13 protein-coding genes are annotated in these 17,172 nt (G+C 63.2%); 10 read left to right on the plus strand and 3 right to left on the minus strand.

Annotation, left to right across the window (positions count from 1 at the left end; genetic code table 11):
• Nucleotides 1-69 precede the first annotated feature (69 nt).
• Together lysA and lptM are read right to left on the minus strand one after the other, a co-directional pair.
• On the minus strand, nt 70-1,338 hold the full coding sequence (lysA, locus tag ACKVEX_RS01110; RefSeq protein WP_473213831.1) for a diaminopimelate decarboxylase: 1,269 nt from the start codon (nt 1,336-1,338) through the stop codon (nt 70-72).
• Nucleotides 1,335-1,499, minus strand: coding sequence for an LPS translocon maturation chaperone LptM (gene lptM, locus ACKVEX_RS01115; protein WP_473213832.1), 165 nt, complete (start codon nt 1,497-1,499; stop codon nt 1,335-1,337). Before lptM ends, lysA begins: the two co-directional genes overlap by 4 nt.
• A gap of 44 nt (nt 1,500-1,543) precedes the next feature.
• Here lptM and cyaY point away from each other — a divergent pair, with 44 nt between their 5' ends.
• A complete protein-coding gene (gene cyaY, locus ACKVEX_RS01120; protein WP_473213833.1) occupies nt 1,544-1,867 on the plus strand; it encodes an iron donor protein CyaY in 324 nt (107 codons plus the stop codon).
• A gap of 6 nt (nt 1,868-1,873) precedes the next feature.
• On the opposite strand, the gene ACKVEX_RS01125 is transcribed toward cyaY, so the two are convergent.
• Entirely contained in the window at nt 1,874-4,237 is a 2,364-nt protein-coding gene (locus ACKVEX_RS01125; protein WP_473213834.1) for a penicillin-binding protein 1A, read from the minus strand.
• Between the two features lie 169 nt (nt 4,238-4,406).
• On the opposite strand from ACKVEX_RS01125, the gene ACKVEX_RS01130 reads away from it, so the two are divergent.
• From ACKVEX_RS01130 to gltB, 9 genes are all read left to right on the plus strand, one after another.
• Nucleotides 4,407-5,483, plus strand: a complete 1,077-nt coding sequence (locus ACKVEX_RS01130) for a pilus assembly protein PilM (protein ID WP_473213835.1) — start codon at nt 4,407-4,409, stop codon at nt 5,481-5,483.
• Entirely contained in the window at nt 5,480-6,052 is a 573-nt protein-coding gene (locus ACKVEX_RS01135; protein WP_473213836.1) for a PilN domain-containing protein, read from the plus strand. Before ACKVEX_RS01130 ends, ACKVEX_RS01135 begins: the two co-directional genes overlap by 4 nt.
• Entirely contained in the window at nt 6,049-6,723 is a 675-nt protein-coding gene (locus tag ACKVEX_RS01140; RefSeq protein WP_473213837.1) for a type IV pilus inner membrane component PilO, read from the plus strand. The genes ACKVEX_RS01135 and ACKVEX_RS01140 overlap by 4 nt, the downstream gene beginning before the upstream one ends.
• Nucleotides 6,720-7,226 carry a pilus assembly protein PilP gene (locus tag ACKVEX_RS01145; RefSeq protein WP_473213838.1) on the plus strand — a complete coding sequence of 169 codons (507 nt, stop codon included), beginning with the start codon at nt 6,720-6,722 and terminating at the stop codon, nt 7,224-7,226. The genes ACKVEX_RS01140 and ACKVEX_RS01145 overlap by 4 nt, the downstream gene beginning before the upstream one ends.
• A 10-nt stretch (nt 7,227-7,236) precedes the next feature.
• On the plus strand, nt 7,237-9,357 hold the full coding sequence (locus ACKVEX_RS01150; RefSeq protein ID WP_473213839.1) for a type IV pilus secretin PilQ: 2,121 nt from the start codon (nt 7,237-7,239) through the stop codon (nt 9,355-9,357).
• A gap of 54 nt (nt 9,358-9,411) precedes the next feature.
• Nucleotides 9,412-9,981: a shikimate kinase gene (locus tag ACKVEX_RS01155; protein WP_473213840.1), complete on the plus strand. Its 570-nt coding sequence runs from the start codon at nt 9,412-9,414 to the stop codon at nt 9,979-9,981.
• Between the two features lie 53 nt (nt 9,982-10,034).
• On the plus strand, nt 10,035-11,117 hold the full coding sequence (gene aroB, locus ACKVEX_RS01160; protein ID WP_473213841.1) for a 3-dehydroquinate synthase: 1,083 nt from the start codon (nt 10,035-10,037) through the stop codon (nt 11,115-11,117).
• Nucleotides 11,114-12,238, plus strand: a complete 1,125-nt coding sequence (locus tag ACKVEX_RS01165; protein WP_473213842.1) for a deoxyguanosinetriphosphate triphosphohydrolase — start codon at nt 11,114-11,116, stop codon at nt 12,236-12,238. Before aroB ends, ACKVEX_RS01165 begins: the two co-directional genes overlap by 4 nt.
• A 259-nt stretch (nt 12,239-12,497) precedes the next feature.
• Nucleotides 12,498-17,171, plus strand: a complete 4,674-nt coding sequence (gene gltB, locus ACKVEX_RS01170) for a glutamate synthase large subunit (RefSeq protein ID WP_473213843.1) — start codon at nt 12,498-12,500, stop codon at nt 17,169-17,171.
• Nucleotide 17,172 lies beyond the last annotated feature (1 nt).

A 17,172-nucleotide genomic window follows, 5' to 3' on the forward strand; every position in this document is an offset into this window, starting at 1 on the left:
CACGTCCAGGGCCGCACATGCACGGGCAGGGTGTCTCGAAGCGGTGCCGGACATCACTGGCGCGAGGACTCAACGGGCCGGCAGTCGGGACTCGAGCGCATAGAGGGACTCTATGGTCTCGCGCGCGCGGATCAGGTGCATCTGGTCGCCGATCACCATCACCTCGGCCGCCCGTGCCCGGGTATTGTAGTTGGAGCTCATCGTCATCCCGTAGGCGCCAGCCGACAGCAGCGCGAGGAGATCGCCCGGTTCGACCGCGAGCCTTCGGTCATGCGCGAGAAAGTCTCCACTCTCGCAGATCGGACCGACCACCTCGTAGGCATGGGCCGCGAGGTCGCGAGGACAGACCGAGACAACCTCGTGATACGCGTCATACAGTGCCGGACGGGCGAGGTCGTTCATGGCCGCATCGACCACCGCGAAGTTGCGCTCCGCGCCCGGCTTCAGATACTCGATACGGGTCAGCAGCAAGCCGGCGTTTCCGATCAGCGAGCGGCCCGGTTCGAAACAGAGCTGCTCGCTGCGCCCGTCGAGCAGATGCAGCAGCGGCGCCAGATAGTCGTCGACCGCGGGTGGGGTCTCGTCACGATAGCGAATGCCAAGCCCGCCGCCGAGATCGATGTGCTCGAGCGTGATACCCCAGGCCTTCAGGCGATCGACCAGCGCCAGAATCCTGCGCGTCGCCTCGACCATCGGGGCCGGGTCGAGCAGTTGCGAACCGATGTGGCACGCAATGCCGCTGACGTGGATGTGTGGCAAGCTCGCGGCGCGCTCGTACAGGCGCATCGCCTCGTCGAACGCGACGCCGAACTTGTTGTTGCGCAGACCGGTGGAGATATACGGATGGGTCTTGGGGTCGACGTCCGGATTGACCCGCAGCGCGATCGGCGCCGTCTTGCCGAGCCTGCCCGCAACCTCGTCCAGACGCTCGAGCTCGGCTTCGGATTCGACGTTGAAACAGTGGATGCCGGCTTCCAGTGCCTGGCGCATCTCGGCCGCGCTCTTGCCGACACCGGAGAAAACGACCTTGCGGGGATCACCACCGGCAGCGATCACCCGCATCAATTCGCCGCCCGACACGATGTCGAAGCCTGCCCCGAGCCGGGCGAACGCAGACAGCACGCCGAGACTGGAATTGGCCTTGACCGCATAGAAGACGGTTGCATTGCGACCGGCCAGCGCACGCTGGTAGTCCCTGTAGGCGATGCACAGGGCTGCGTGCGAATAGACATAGGTCGGCGTGCCGAAGCGTTCGGCGATCTCGACCAGCGGGACCTGTTCGACCTGCAGTCCTGCGCTGCCAGCCTGCAGCGTGGGCATGGTGAATTCCGGTTTCATGCGCTTTCCGTGCCCGGTTGCTTGCTATGATCGGTGCTCGACGACGGCGCGTCACGAGCAGGTGCCTCCGGAACTTGCGGCAGGAAGAGCGGTCCGCGGATACCACAGGCGGTGAGGGTCAACGCGCATCCGAGTGCGCTCGCTAGCAACAGGGTTCGCATGGCTGTGCCGGTCAAAAACACGAATGTTAACAGAAGGAGTGGCCATGGATGAGACCGTCTTCAACGATCTTGCCGACGCGGAGTTGATGCGGATCGAGGCTGCGCTCGAAGCCTGCGGTGTCGAACTGGATATCGAGCCCAAACCCGGCAGCGTGCTCGAAGTCGAATTCGACAATGGCAGCAAGATCATCATCAACCGGCACACTGCCGCACGCGAGATCTGGATCGCTGCCCGTTCCGGCGGCTTCCATTTCCGTCCGGATGGGGAGGGCTGGATCGCCGGTCGCGACGGGGCCGAGCTTTATGCCACGTTGTCGCGACTGGTCGAGGAGCAATCCGGCCACGCGGTCAGTCTGCGGCCGGAGTGACACGGGTCAAGGCCGGACGGGCGTGAACGAGCGCTCCTCGACCGGAGCCGGCGCTACGGGGGCCGCTCCGGTTTGGCTCTGCCACGGCGTCTGCTCGGTCATGAAATAGCGCAGCTCCGGGATGTCGGGCAGGGTCGGGGCGGGTGGCTCGGGCGGCGGGTTTTCCCGGTAGTAATAGTCCACCTGCGTGCTGCCTTCATGCTGGATCGGCAGGAGGCCCGGAGGCTGTGGACGGGATTTCTCAGGCATGCCCTTCAGCGCTTCGCCCATGTAGTCGATCCATATCGGAAGTGCCGCGCGTCCGCCGGTTTCGCCTCGCCCGAGGTTTCGCGGCTGCGGGTATCCCAGCCAGCTCACCGCGACCAGATCCGGGTTGTAGCCGGCGAACCAGGCATCGACATAGTCGTTCGTGGTGCCGGTCTTGCCGGCGAGGTCGTTGCGCCCGAGCGCCTTGGCGCGAGCGCCCGTGCCGCGCCTGACCACGTCCTGAAGCATCGAATCCATCAGCCATGCATTGCGCGGATCGACGACGCGCGGTGCGCTCTGGCCGGCGACCGGTGGATCGACTTTCGCCAGCGTGCGACCCTGGCTGTCGGTGATTTCACTCACGATATAGGGTTCGACGCGAAAGCCGCCATTGGCGAAGACGGCGTATCCGGTGGCCAGTTGCCATGGGGTGGCCGAACCGGCGCCCAGCGCCATCGTCAGATAGGCCGGATGGCGCGACGGCTCGAAACCGAATCGGCTGATGTAGTCCTGGGCGTAGATGGGGGTGATCGACTGCAGGATTCTGATCGAGACCAGGTTCTTCGAGCGCGCGAGCGCGTCGCGCACGGTCATCAGCCCCTCGTACTTGCCGTCGTAGTTCTTGGGTTCCCAGTCCTTGCTGCCGGTCACGCCGGCCGGAAAGAACAGCGGTTCATCCTCCACATAGTGGGCGGGCGAGAATCCGCGCTCCAGCGCTGCCGAGTAGATGAAGGGCTTGAAGGCGGACCCGGGCTGGCGGATCGCCTGCGTCGCATTGTTGAAACTGCTGCGGTTGAAATCGAAACCGCCGACCAGCGCCCGTATCGCCCCGGTGTTCGCGTCGATCGCCACCAGGGCGGCTTCGACCTCGGGCAGTTGCACGATTTCCCAGTTACCCTCGCCCCTGTCCTGAATCCGGATGATTGCGCCGCGGCGTACGCGACGGGTCTGGGGGGCGCGCTCGGCCAGCATCGGCGCTGCAAATGTCAGTCCCTTGGCGGTGATCTTCAGGACTTCGCCATTGCGGTAGGCCTTGACCTCCTTGGGCGAGGCTTCGAGCACGATTGCCGCGAGGAGCTGATCCAGATCCCGATGATCGGTCAAGGCGTCGACCAGGCGTTCCTCGTCGGCGTCTGCCACGCCGGACAGATCCACGAAGGCCTCGGGCCCCCGGTAGCCGCGCCGTCTGTCGAAGTCCATGACACCCTTGCGCACCGCCCGTTTCGCGGCGGCCTGTTGTTCACTCGTCACCGTCGTGATCACCCTGATTCCGAGCACATAGGCGTCCTCGCCGAACTGCTCCACGGCGATCTGGCGAGCCATCTCGGCCACGAAATCCCCGCTGGTCTCCCGGGCAGGGGTTCTCGACCGGGCGAGCGTCAATGGTTCCGTGCGCGCCTGTTCGAAGGTGTTCGCATCGATGAAACCGGCGTCGAGCATGCGGCGCAGCACGTACTGCTGACGGATGGTCGCTCGACGCAGATTGGAGATCGGGTTGTAGGCGGAGGGGGCCTTGGGCAGGCCGGCCAGCATCGCGGCTTCGGCCACCGTCAGTTCGTCCAGACGCTTGCTGAAATAGGTCCGCGCAGCGGTCGAGAAGCCGTATGCGCGATGGCCGAGGAAGATCTGGTTGATGTAGATCTCCAGGATCTGGTCCTTGGACAGGTTCTGCTCGATCTTGAGCGACAGCAGAATCTCGTAGAGCTTGCGGTTGTAGGTCTTCTCACGGGACAGAAAGAAGTTGCGCGCCACCTGCATCGTGATCGTCGAGGCACCCTGGCCGCGCTCGCCCGACGTGAAGTTGGCGATCGCTGCACGCGCGATGCCGATCGGATCGACGCCATGGTGTTCATAGAACCGTTCGTCTTCGGCGGCGAGGATGGCCTTCGTCAGGATCGGCGGCACATCCTGAATCTTGACCAGCGCGCGGCGTTCTTCACCGAACTCATCCAGCAGGTCGCCATCCGCCGTGTATACTCGCAGCGGAATGCTGGGGCGATAATCCGTGAGGGCCTCGAGCGTAGGCAGTTTGGGCCAAGCGAGCACGACCACCGTTGCAAGCGTGGCCAGGGCGAGCACCAGCGCGACGCACAGCGCCGCGAAGGGATAGAGAAACCAGCGCATCAAGAATCCAGTGAATCAGATGGGTTAGAGATTATACGGGGGGGCAAAGTTGCACTCCAGTCGAATATGTCAAGCATTTTTCCTTTACACTTTCCCCGGTTTGTTGCTAGCATCTGATGCACTAAATTAGATGTTGCGCCTAACATAAAGAAATTTAAGGATTTTCTTTGTGACTGACTTCCAGTTGTTTCGTCCCAGGGCGCGCCAGTTGGCCGGACTCGATATTTCATCTTCATCGGTGAAGCTGGTCGAGTTGTCCGGAGGCGAAAAGGACGGCTACCGCATCGAGCGCTATGCAATCGAGCCGCTCCCACGTGACGCCGTCGTCGATGGCAACATCACCAATCTGGAAGGGGTTGGAGAAGCCATCAAGCGCGCAGTCCGGCGAATGGGCTCCGGCATCAAGCAGGTCGCGGTCGCGCTGCCTGCGTCGGCCGTGATCACCAAGCGCATCATCCTCCCGGCCGGCCTGCGCGAGCAGGAGATGGAATTCCAGGTCGAATCGGAAGCCAATCAGTACATTCCGTTCGCGATCGATGAAGTCAATCTGGATTTTCAGGTCGTCGGACAGTCGCCCGCCGATCCGAACGATGTCGAGGTCCTGATCGCAGCTTCCCGAAAGGAGAAAGTCGAGGACAGGGTAGCAGCGGCCGAGGTCGCCGGTCTGAAAGCAGTTGTAATGGATGTCGAGTCGTTTGCGGCCGAAGCTGCATTCGACTTCGTCAGTCGCCAGTTGGCGGATGGCGCCAAGGGCAAGATCGTCGCGCTCGTTGACATCGGCGCGAGTGCGATGAGCGTATCCATCCTGCGTGACGGCAAGCAGATCTATGCGCGCGAGCAGGCGATTGGTGGTGCCAAGCTGACCCAGGACGTGGCGCGCCAGTACGGCATGAGTGTCGACGAGGCCGAAGCTGCCAAGCGAAGCGGGGGGTTGCCGGATGATTACGAGCGGGATCTGATGCGCCCGTTCATGGACAGTGTCGCACTCGAGATCTCCCGCGCGTTGCAGTTCTTCTTTACCTCGACACAGTACAACGAGGTCGATTTCATCGTGCTCGCCGGCGGATGTGCGGTCATGCCGGGCCTTGTCGATGTGGTCGCCGGGCGGACCCAGGTGCAGACGGCGGTGGCCAATCCGTTCGCGAAAATGTCGCTGTCGTCGAAAGTCCGGCCCAAGAATCTGATTTCCGATGCGCCCTGCCTGATGGTTGCATGCGGATTGGCGCTCAGGAGATTTGATCCATGATCCGCATCAACCTGCTTCCACATCGGGAGCAAAAACGGCGCGAGCGCCGCAAAGAGTTCTTCGCGGTCTCGCTGCTGATGATCGTGCTCGGCCTCGCGATTGGTTTCGCAGGCCATATATATATGGCGGGGAATATCGAGCGGCAGGAGCGCAAGAACGATTTCTTCAAGGCGGAGATCGCCAAACTGGATCGGGAGATTGCCGAGATACGCGACCTGCGCCATCAGATCGAGGCCTTGTTGTCGCGCAAGCAGGTGATCGAGTCGCTTCAGGGCAACCGGTCGGACATCGTCAATCTGTTCAACGAACTGGTGCTGGGATTGCCCGAGGGGATTCGACTGAACACGGTCAAGCAGCAGGGGGCCAGGGTCACGCTGACCGGGCATGCCCAGTCGAACGCGCGGGTTTCGCATCTGATGCGCAGCCTGGAGAACTCTCCGTATATTGCGCAACCGGGTCTGGTGGAGGTGAAGTCCGCAGTGGTGAATAATCGCCGGGTCAGCGAGTTCACGCTCAACGTCAGTCTGGTCAGGCCCACTGACAGCGAAGCCGAGGTGTCGCCGAAATGAAGAGGAATCGAAAAGACGCCCAGCCGAAATTCGACCTCAATCGGCTCGCGCAGGACTTCCAGGGGCTCGATGCGAACGAACCGGGCAACTGGCCGACCGCGCCCAGGGTCGCCGTGTTCTTCGTGCTGCTGGTCGCCACGGTGGCGGCAGTGTGGTGGTTCGACTGGCGCGGGCAGGTGGAACTGCTTGAGCGTCGTCAGGCCGAAGAAATCCAGTTGCGTCAGGACTGGGGGTCCAAGAAGCGTCAGGCCATCAACCTGAACGAGTATCGGCAACAGCTCGATGAGACCAATCGGCAGTTCGGCGCGCTGGTGAAACAGCTGCCCAACCGTGCCGAGATGGACTCCCTGCTGGCGGAGATCAACCAGGCCGGTCTGGGGCGGGGCCTGCAATTCGATCTGTTCAAGCCCGGCAGCGATGTCGTGCGGGATTTCTACGCCGAGATGCCGATCGACATACGCGTCGTCGGCGCGTATCACGATCTGGGTGAGTTCGTGACCGATGTTGCACGCATGTCGAGGATCGTGACGCTCAGCAACATCTCGTTGAGCAAGCGGGACGACAATAACCTGGTGTTCGATGCCAAGGCGATCACGTACCGTTACCTCGATGAGGAAGAGCTCGCCCAGCAAAGGCAGCAGGCTCAGGGTGCGCAGGGGCGGAGACGATGACAAAGCATCTACTGATCGCATTGAGCGGACTGGCGTTGGTCGCCTGCACGGTCGAGGAAGAGGATCTGCGTGGCTGGATGGTCGCGCAGGAGCGGGGCATGACGGGTGGCATCGAGCCGCTGCCCGAAATGAAGTCCTTTCCGGTCGCGGCCTACACTGTCCCGGCCGACGCACTCGACCCGTTCGATCTCAGCCGGATCGAACCCGAGCCGACCGCTACGGTTTCCGGGGGGCCGGATCTCGATCGTCCGCGTGAACCGCTCGAGGCCTATCCGCTCGAATCGCTGTCCATGGTCGGAGTGTTGATGCAGGAAGGCAAGATCGAGGGGATCGTCGCCGTTGCAGGCCTGTTGCACCAGGTCAGGGTCGGCAATTACATGGGACAGGATCATGGTGTGGTGACCGACATTCAGGAAAGCGAGATCCTGCTCAAGGAACTGGTTCAGAACTTAGAAGGTGACTGGGTGGAGCGCGTCAGCCAGTTGCGGTTGGTGGAGCGGTAGGAGTCCGATGATGAAACGAAAAACCATGCTGTCGCTGGTCGCGGCCCTGTCCGTGTTCGCCGCGCCGATTCCCGTCGCTTTGGCCCAGACCGCCGAAACCCAGGCGCAGGAGGCGCTGAACCGGATCGAGAATCTGCAGGTCGCCGAACAGGGCGGGGCCCTGTTCGTGCGTCTGACCTTAAGTGAGGCATTGGCTGCCCCACCTGCGAGCTTCAGCATCGCGAATCCCGCAAGAATCGCGTTCGACTTTCCCGCGACCGCGAATGCGCTCGGAAGAACGCAGCAGGAGATCAATCAGGGTGACCTGCGCAGCGCCAACATCGTCCAAGCGGGGGACAGGACGCGGCTCGTCCTGAACCTGAACCGGGTCTCGCCCTACGAAACCCGCGTCGAAGGGCGTGACGTCATCATTTCGTTGTCGCCTGTTGCACGCGAAGTCGCCGCGAGTACGCAGGTATCTCAGGCGATGGCGACCTTCTCCGTCCCGACCGCCTCAGCAGGGGCTGATGTTCAGAGCGTGCAGGACATCCAGTTCCGTCGCGGAGTGGATGGCGAGGGGCGGATCGTGGTGCAACTCGCCAGCGCCGATACCGGCATCGACATCCGCCGGCAGGGCTCCAATCTGGTGGTCGAACTGCTGGACACCTATCTGCCTGAGCATCTGCATCGCCGTTCGGATGTAACCGACTTCGGAACGCCGGTCACGTCGATGGTCGCTCAACCGCATGGCAAGAGCGTGCGGCTCGTCGTGACACCGAATGGCCTGTGGGAGCACAACGCTTACCAGAGCGACACCCAGTTCGTGCTCGAGGTCAGGCGCGTCGTGGAAGAGCCGAACCGGCTGGTTCAGGGCGCGCGCAGGGGCGAGTTCGCCGGCGACAAGCTGTCGCTGAATTTCCAGAACGTCGATGTGCGCTCGGTGTTGCAGGTGATCGCGGACTTCACCGATTTCAATATCGTGACCAGTGACTCGGTTCAGGGCAATCTGACGCTGCGTCTGAAGGATGTGCCCTGGGATCAGGCGCTGGACATCATCCTGCAGGCCAAGGGTCTGGACATGCGCAAGACCGGCAATGTGATCTGGATCGCACCCGCCGAGGAGCTTGCGACGCGTGAGAAACTGCAACTGGAAGCGCTCGCGCAGGTCGCCGATCTCGAGCAATTGCAGACCGAGAGCTTCCAGGTGAACTACCACCGGGCAAGCGAGATCACCGAGTTTCTGCAGAATCGGGAGCAGACGGTCCTGTCGCCGCGCGGCAGCGTCGTGTTCGATGAGCGCAGCAACAAATTGTTCGTCACCGACGTGGGGTCCCGGCTCGATGCGATTCGCGGGCTCATCCAGGAGATCGACATCGCGCCGCGCCAGGTCCTGATCGAAGCCCGGATCGTCGAGGCGAACAAGGGGTTCGCGCAGGATCTCGGTGTGCGTTTGCGGTTCGGCGACACTCGCGTGCCCCGGGCTCCGGGTGACCTCGCGGGCGGGCCGCGGATTCGCCCCGGTGAATTCACGAACGGCTTCCTGACCGGCACCGGGGTCTCGAGCGGCGGGTCGACGCCGGTCACCGACTTCTCTAGCTTCGCGTTCAGCCTGTTCAACGCGGCGGCCACCAAGTTCCTGACACTCGAGGTCGCTGCACTCGAATCAGACCAGCGCGGCCGCGTGATTTCGAGCCCGCGTGTGCTGACCGCCAACCAGGTCGAGGCCACGATCCGGCAAGGTCAGGAGATTCCGTTCGTGACGCCGTCGTCGGCAAACGATCCCGCGACGGTCGAGTTCAAGGATGCGGTGCTGTCCCTGACCGTCCGTCCGCAGATCACGCCCGACGGCAGGGTGCAGATGCGGGTCGTCGTCAACAAGGACCGGGCCGATTTCTCCAGAAGTATCCTCGGCAATCCGCCCATCGATACCAAGAGCGTCGAGACCGAGGTGCTGGTCGAGAACGGCGGTACCGTCGTGATCGGCGGCATCTTCGAGGAAGAAGACACCAACAACATCGACAAGGTACCGTTCCTGGGCGACCTGCCGGTGCTCGGGCCGCTGTTCAGAGTGAATTCCGACTTCAAGGCGACACGCGAACTGCTGATCTTCATCACGCCGAGGATCGTGGCCGACTCGCTGACCTTGCGGTGATGGCGGGCGCAGTGCCGGACGCGCTGTCGAATCGCAGCTGACGAGAGACCGGGTTTGCCTGAGACGCCCGTCATTCTGGTGGGCATGATGGGTGCCGGAAAGACGACCGTCGGGCGCGAATACGCCCGTCGTCATTCCTTGCGCTTCCTCGATTGCGATCAGGAACTCGTGGCGCGGACCGGCGTCAGCGTTGCGACGATTTTCGAGATCGAGGGCGAGGCTGGATTCCGGCGTCGAGAGTCCCAGTTGCTGGATGAACTTACCCGCGAACCCGGGCTGGTTCTTGCGACCGGCGGTGGCGTGGTGCTCAACCCCGAAAATCGCACGCTCTTGCACGAACGTGCCCTGGTCGTCTACCTGGATGTGCCGCCCAAGGTCCTGTGGGAGCGCACCCGGCATGACCGTAATCGCCCGCTGTTACAGGTCCCGAATCCACGCCAGCGTATCGAAGCGCTATATCATGAGCGCGATCCGCTCTATCGCGAGATCGCGCATGTGATCGTCGAGGGCGGACGGGGCAGTCCCGGTGGAATGGTCAAACAGGTGGACAGGGCGATCGAGGAATACCGGAAACGGCGGGCCGGAGGGCATCCCGAGACACCTTCGTCCGAGCCCGGGCGCTGAAACTCAGCTACGGTGTCGCATAGCCCGTCTCCCACGGTTCCTGCGAAATGACGATGCGAACATTGAATCTTGATCTCGGCGTGCGTAGTTACCCGATCCATATCGGCCGGGGACTGCTCGATGCCGTCGAACTGCTCACGGCGGCCCTGACGACGTCGCGGGTCGCGATCGTGACCAACGATGTGGTCGCCCCTCTTTATCTGGACCGCCTGCGGACCGTGCTCGAGCAGGGCGGGGTCGCGAGCATGGCGGTCGTCCTGCCTGACGGGGAGGAGCACAAGGACTGGACGACACTGAACCTGATCTACGACGCGCTGCTGCGCGAGCGCTGCGAGCGGTCGACGACGCTGATCGCGCTCGGTGGCGGTGTGATCGGCGACATGGGGGGCTTCGCGGCGGCGACCTATCAGCGCGGCATGCCCTTCATCCAGATTCCGACCACCCTGCTGTCGCAGGTCGACTCCTCGGTTGGCGGCAAGACCGCGATCAATCACCCGCTGGGCAAGAACATGATCGGTGCCTTCTACCAGCCGCGCCTTGTGCTGGCCGACATCGACACGCTGGACACCCTGCCCGATCGTGAACTCTCGGCCGGACTGGCGGAAGTGATCAAGTACGGACTGATCCGCGATCCGGCCTTCTTCGAGTGGCTCGAGGCACACATCGACCGGCTCAGGCTACGCGACACCGAGGCCTTGTCCTACGCGATCGAGCGGTCCTGCGCGAACAAGGCGGAAGTGGTGGCCGCCGACGAAACCGAGCGTGGCGAGCGTGCGCTGCTGAATCTGGGCCACACCTTCGGCCATGCGATCGAGGCGGGGATGGGCTATGGCCAGTGGCTGCATGGCGAGGCGGTCGCAGCGGGCACGATGATGGCGGCTGCGCTGTCGCGACGGCTTGGGTGGCTGAATGATGCAGACGTGGCCCGTATCCGTGCCCTGCACGAGCGGGCGGGCCTGCCGGTGACCGGGCCGGATCTGCCGGTCGAGCGATACCACGCGTTGATGGCGGGTGACAAGAAGGTCGAGGGCGGTCGCTTGCGTCTCGTGTTGCTGAGGGCCATCGGCAGGTCGGTCATCCACGGCGATGCGCGCGTCGAAGACATTTCGGCGGCGATCGCCGAGTGTTCGACATGACTGCGCTCGCATCCTACGCGGTTACCGAGCACAATTCGCGCGGGCGCCTGCATCCCGAGCCGCCACCCGGTGTCCGCAGCGAGTTTCAACGCGATCGCGACCGTGTCGTACATTCCACCGCATTTCGTCGGCTCGAGTACAAGACCCAGGTTTTCGTGAATCATGAGGGCGATCTGTTCCGCACCCGCCTGACGCACAGTATCGAGGTCGCTCAGATCACCCGCAGCATCGCGCGGGCGCTGGGCCTGAACGAGGATCTGGCCGAGGCGATTGCGCTTGCGCACGATCTCGGACATACACCATTCGGCCATGCCGGACAGGATGCACTGAATCAGTGCATGAAACCCCACGGTGGGTTCGAGCACAACCTGCAGTCGCTGCGCACGGTCGACGCGCTCGAAGAACATTATGCCGCCTTCGACGGCCTGAACCTGACCTTCGAGACGCGCGAAGGCATCCTGAAGCACTGCTCCAGAGCCCATGCCGAGCAACTGGGCGAGCTCGGACGGCGCTTCATCGAAGGTACCCAGCCTTCGCTCGAGGCCCAGTTGGCCAATCTGGCCGACGAAATCGCATACAACAATCACGATATCGATGACGGCCTGCGCTCCGGGCTGATCACGCTGGAGCAACTCGATGCGGTGGAGATCTTCGTCGAGAAACGTCGTGAGGTCGAGGTGCAATGGCCGGCGCTGGGCGGGCGGCGGCTGATTCACGAGACCATCCGCCGCATGATCAATGCGATGGCGCTCGATCTGATCGAAACCACCCGACAGAACATCGATGCACAGAATGTGTGCAGCCTTGCACAAGTTCGGTGCGCACCGCGGCTGGTTTCGCATTCGGCCCGCTTCGAACCGATGATGAAGTCCCTGAAGCGCTTCCTGCGCGACAATCTCTACTGGCACTATCAGGTGCTGCGCATGACCGACAAGGCGCGACGCATCATTTCCGATCTGTTCGAAGCCTTCATGGCCGATCCTCGCCTGCTGCCGCCGCAGTATCAGATGCGCGCCAGAACCGACAAGGCGCGCGCGATCGCCGACTATATCGCTGGAATGACCGACCGGTACGCGATCAAGGAGCACAGCCGGCTCTTTGCGGTCGGCGAAATTCATTGATTCATCATAGGTTTACCGCAGCCCAAAAAAACTTGAATCAGCGGTTTGTCGGGCGTATATTCGTCCACCCGCCTGAAACAATGGGGTGAGGCCGTGTGTGTGAGCACCTGCCGATTCTCGAGCCGGACCAGGTGAGTCCGGTTTTTTTTGGCCCGGGCGCTTTTTTGGTGCGTATTTTGCTTGTGATTTGTTCGCGGTTTTTTGGCCGCCCGTGCCCTCCGGCGATGGCCGGCAATGAGTAGTGTTGAGGAAGAGCGTGATGGATCAGCCCCTGAAGCAAGGTCTTTACGACCCGGCGAACGAACACGATGCCTGTGGCGTGGGTTTTGTTGCCCACATCAAGGGCGACAAGAGTCATCAAATCATTCTTCAGGGGCTGGAAATCCTGAAGAATCTGGACCACCGTGGCGCAGTCGGCGCGGACCCGCTGCAGGGCGACGGTGCCGGCATCCTGATCCAGATCCCGGATCGACTCTATCGCGAGGACATGGCGACCCGGGGCGTGACCCTGCCGGCCCCGGGCGAGTATGGCGTCGGGATGGTGTTCATGCCCAAGGAACGCGCCTCGCGTCTGGCCTGTGAAGAGGAGATCGAGCGTGCTGTGCGGGCCGAGGGGCAGGTCGTGCTCGGATGGCGCAACGTGCCGGTCAATCCCGACATGCCGATGTCCCCGGCGGTCAAGAAGACCGAGCCGGTGATCCGGCAGATCTTCGTCGGCCGCGGCCCGGACGTGATGGTACCCGAGGCGCTCGAGCGCAAGCTGTTCGTCGCGCGCCGGCGTGGCGCGAACGCGATCATGGCGCTCAAGCTCAAGTACGGGCAGGAGTTCTACTTCGTGTCGATGTCCACGCGCACGGTGAACTACAAGGGCCTGCTGCTGGCCACGCAGGTGGGCGACTATTACCTCGACCTGGTCGATCCGCGCGCGGTGTCGGCGCTCGCGCTGGTGCACCAGCGCTTCTCGACCAACACCTTTCCGCGGTGGAATCTGGCCCATCCGTTCCGCTACATCGCACACAACGGCGAGATCAACACCCTGCGCGGCAACTACAACTGGATGCGCGCGCGCGAGAAGGGCGTATCGTCGCCGTTGCTCGGGGCCGATCTGGAGAAGATCTGGCCGCTGATCTACCCGGGTCAGTCGGACTCCGCCTCATTCGACAATGCGCTCGAGCTGTTGGTGATGAGCGGCTATTCGATGGCGCAGGCAATGATGATGATGATTCCCGAAGCCTGGGAGTCGCACACGCAGATGGACGAGCGGCGTCGCGCATTCTACGAATACCATGCGGCGATGATGGAGCCCTGGGACGGTCCGGCGGCGGTGGCGTTCACCGACGGTCGCCAGATCGGGGCGACGCTGGACCGCAACGGCCTGCGTCCGGCCCGCTATCTGGTCACCGACGACGATCTTGTCGTGATGGCGTCCGAATCCGGTGTGCTGCCGATCCCTGACAGCCGAATCGTGAAGAAATGGCGGCTGCAGCCGGGCAAGATGTTCCTGATCGACATGGAGCAGGGCCGCATCATCGACGACGCCGAGCTCAAGGCATCGCTTGCGAACGCGCGTCCCTATGCCGACTGGCTGTCCCGGATCAACATCAAGCTCGATAGCGTGTCCGCGTCGGCCGACGTGCAGCCGCCGCATACCGACACCCCATTGCTCGATCGGCAGCAGGCCTTTGGCTACACACAGGAGGACATCAAGTTCATCCTCGAGCCCATGGGCAAGGCGGGCGAGGAGGCCACCGGCTCGATGGGCAACGATTCCCCGCTGGCGGTACTGTCGAACAAGGAGAAGCCGCTCTACAACTATTTCCGTCAGTTGTTCGCGCAGGTCACCAATCCGCCGATCGATCCGATCCGCGAGCAACTGGTGATGTCACTGGTGTCCTTCATCGGGCCACGGCCGAACCTGCTCGAGATCAACGAGATCAATCCGCCGTTCCGACTCGAAGTCTCGCAGCCGGTGCTCGACTTCGACGAGATGGCGAAGATCCGCGATATCGCCCGTTACACCAAGAACAGGTTCCGCTCCGCGGTGCTCGACATCTGCTACCCGGTCGACTGGGGCAACGAAGGCGTCGAGGCGCGGCTGGCCTCGCTGTGCGCCGAGGCCGAGGATGCGGTCGAGCAGGGTTTCAACATTCTGATCGTGTCGGACCGCAACACCGATGTGAGCCATGTCGCCATTCCGGCGCTGCTGGCCCTGTCCGCGATCCACCAGCATCTGGTGACCAAGGGGCTGCGCACCCGTGCGGGTCTGGTGGTCGAGACCGGTTCGGCGCGCGAAGTCCACCATTTCGCGGTGCTCGGCGGTTACGGTGCCGAGGCCGTCCATCCCTATCTCGCGATGGAAACGCTGCAGCAGCTTGCAGGCAGTGCAGAAGAGGCTGACAACGCGGTCAAGCACTTCGTCAAGGCGATCGGCAAGGGCCTGATGAAGGTGATGTCCAAGATGGGCATCTCCACCTACATGTCCTATACCGGTGCGCAGATCTTCGAGGCGGTCGGTCTGCAGCAGGCGCTGTGCGACAAGTACTTCACCGGTACGCGGAGTCAGGTCGAGGGCATCGGTGTGTTCGAGATCATGGAGGAGGTGATCAGGCTGCACAAGAAGGCCTTCAGTCCGGACCCGGTGCTGGCGAACATGCTGGACGCGGGCGGCGACTACGCTTTCCGCATCCGAGGCGACGAGCACATGTGGACGCCGGACGCGATTGCGAAGCTCCAGCACTCCACCCGCTCCGGAAAGTTCGACTCGTACAAGGAATATGCGAAGCTGATCAACGACCAGACGCGCCGTCACATGACGCTGCGGGGACTGTTCGAGCTGAAGCCAGCCGGCCCCCCCGTGCCGCTCGACGAAGTCGAGTCCGCCAAGGAGATCGTGAAGCGTTTCGCCACCGGTGCGATATCACTCGGCGCCATCTCCACCGAGGCGCATACCACGCTCGCGGTTGCGATGAACCGGATCGGCGGCAAGTCGAACACCGGCGAAGGTGGTGAGGATCCGATGCGCTACAAGCCGATCACCCGAGCGACCAGCCTGGCGCAAGTCATCGGCGAGAGTCGGGTCGCCCGAGACCTGGATCTGCAAGTCGGCGACAGCCTGCGCTCGGCGATCAAGCAGGTCGCATCCGGGCGCTTCGGCGTCACCGCCGAGTACCTGGTCAATGCCGACCAGCTGCAGATCAAGATGGCCCAGGGCGCGAAGCCGGGCGAGGGCGGTCAGTTGCCCGGTCACAAGGTGTCCGAGTACATTGGCTTCCTGCGCCATTCGGTGCCGGGCGTCGGTCTGATCTCGCCGCCGCCGCACCACGACATCTATTCGATCGAGGACCTGGCGCAGCTTATTCACGACCTTAAGAACGCCAATCCCGAGGCCGACGTGTCGGTCAAGCTCGTGTCCGAGATCGGGGTCGGCACCGTCGCGGCAGGGGTGGCCAAGGCCAAGGCGGATCACGTCGTCATCGCCGGCCATGACGGCGGCACTGGCGCGAGCCCCTGGTCGTCGATCAAGCATGCCGGCTCCCCGTGGGAACTCGGTCTGGCCGAAACCCAGCAGACTCTGGTGCTCAACCGTCTGCGCAGTCGTATCCGGGTGCAGGTGGACGGCCAGGTCAAGACCGGCCGTGACGTGGTGATCGGCGCGCTGCTCGGTGCCGATGAGTTCGGTTTCGCCACCGCACCGCTGGTGGTCGAGGGCTGCATCATGATGCGCAAGTGCCACCTCAATACCTGCCCGGTCGGGGTCGCGACCCAGGATCCGGTGCTACGCAGCAAGTTCACCGGCCAGCCCGAGCATGTCGTGAATTTCTTCTTCTTCGTTGCGGAGGAGGTGCGCGAACTGATGGCGCAACTGGGCATTCGCAAGTTCGACGAGCTGATCGGACGGGCCGACCTGCTCGACATGAGGAAGGGCATCGAACACTGGAAGGCGCGCGGGCTGGACTACAGCCGCATCTTCTATCGCCCCAACGTGCCGTCGAATGTGCCGCGCCTGCATGTCGAAGCGCAGGACCACGGCCTGGCCAAGGCGCTGGACAACGAGCTCATCGCGCTAGCCGCCCCCGCGCTGGAGCATGGCGAGAAGGTCACGATCGATGTGCCGGTGCGCAACATCAACCGTACCGTCGGCGCGATGCTGTCCGGCCGCGTCGCGGCGCGCTACGGCCATGCCGGGCTGCCGGACAGCACCATCCGTGTGAAGCTCACCGGTACCGCGGGCCAGAGTTTCGGCGCCTTCCTCGCGAGGGGCATCACGCTCGAACTGGTCGGCGAAGGCAACGACTATGTCGGCAAGGGTTTGTCGGGCGGCCGCATCATCGTACGCCCGCAGGCCGAGTTCCGTGGTGCCACCACCGACAACATCATCATTGGCAACACCGTGCTGTACGGCGCGACCGAGGGCGAGGTCTATTTTGCCGGCGTCGGGGGCGAGCGCTTCGCGGTGCGCAACTCGGGGGCGACCGCGGTGGTCGAGGGAGTCGGTGACCATGGTTGCGAGTACATGACCGGCGGTACCGTGGTCGTGCTTGGACAGACCGGTCGCAACTTCGCGGCCGGCATGTCGGGCGGTGTGGCCTACGTGCTCGACGAGACCGGCGATTTCGAGACGCGCTGCAACATGGCTCAGGTTGCGCTCGAACCGTTGCCGGACGAACTCGAGGCGCGCAAGGGATCGGAGTCGGGCGACGAACTCGAGTCGCTCGGCCGGGTCGATATCGATCATCTTGAAATGGGCGACGAGCTGATCCTGAAGGGGCTGATCGAGCGCCATGCGCGCTTCACCGGCAGCGCGCGTGCGCGCGAGATCCTGGACAGCTGGAGTACCTTCCGCGCCAGGTTCGTGAAGGTGATGCCGCATGAATACCGTCGCGCGCTGTCCGAAATGGCCGGACAGCGTCAGAGTCAACTGGAGGCCGCATAGA

It is taken from the genome of Denitraticella aggregata (genome assembly GCF_048158365.1).
Lineage (GTDB): Bacteria > Pseudomonadota > Gammaproteobacteria > Burkholderiales > Rhodocyclaceae > Azoarcus_F.

Coding starts and splice junctions, on each gene's coding strand:
- lysA (WP_473213831.1), bottom strand. CDS start 1,338: ATGAAACCGGAATTCACCATGCCCACGCTGCAGGCTGGCAGCGCAGGA.
- lptM (WP_473213832.1), bottom strand. CDS start 1,499: ATGCGAACCCTGTTGCTAGCGAGCGCACTCGGATGCGCGTTGACCCTC.
- cyaY (WP_473213833.1), top strand. CDS start 1,544: ATGGATGAGACCGTCTTCAACGATCTTGCCGACGCGGAGTTGATGCGG.
- ACKVEX_RS01125 (WP_473213834.1), bottom strand. CDS start 4,237: ATGCGCTGGTTTCTCTATCCCTTCGCGGCGCTGTGCGTCGCGCTGGTG.
- ACKVEX_RS01135 (WP_473213836.1), top strand. CDS start 5,480: ATGATCCGCATCAACCTGCTTCCACATCGGGAGCAAAAACGGCGCGAG.
- ACKVEX_RS01140 (WP_473213837.1), top strand. CDS start 6,049: ATGAAGAGGAATCGAAAAGACGCCCAGCCGAAATTCGACCTCAATCGG.
- ACKVEX_RS01145 (WP_473213838.1), top strand. CDS start 6,720: ATGACAAAGCATCTACTGATCGCATTGAGCGGACTGGCGTTGGTCGCC.
- ACKVEX_RS01150 (WP_473213839.1), top strand. CDS start 7,237: ATGAAACGAAAAACCATGCTGTCGCTGGTCGCGGCCCTGTCCGTGTTC.
- aroB (WP_473213841.1), top strand. CDS start 10,035: ATGCGAACATTGAATCTTGATCTCGGCGTGCGTAGTTACCCGATCCAT.
- ACKVEX_RS01165 (WP_473213842.1), top strand. CDS start 11,114: ATGACTGCGCTCGCATCCTACGCGGTTACCGAGCACAATTCGCGCGGG.
- gltB (WP_473213843.1), top strand. CDS start 12,498: ATGGATCAGCCCCTGAAGCAAGGTCTTTACGACCCGGCGAACGAACAC.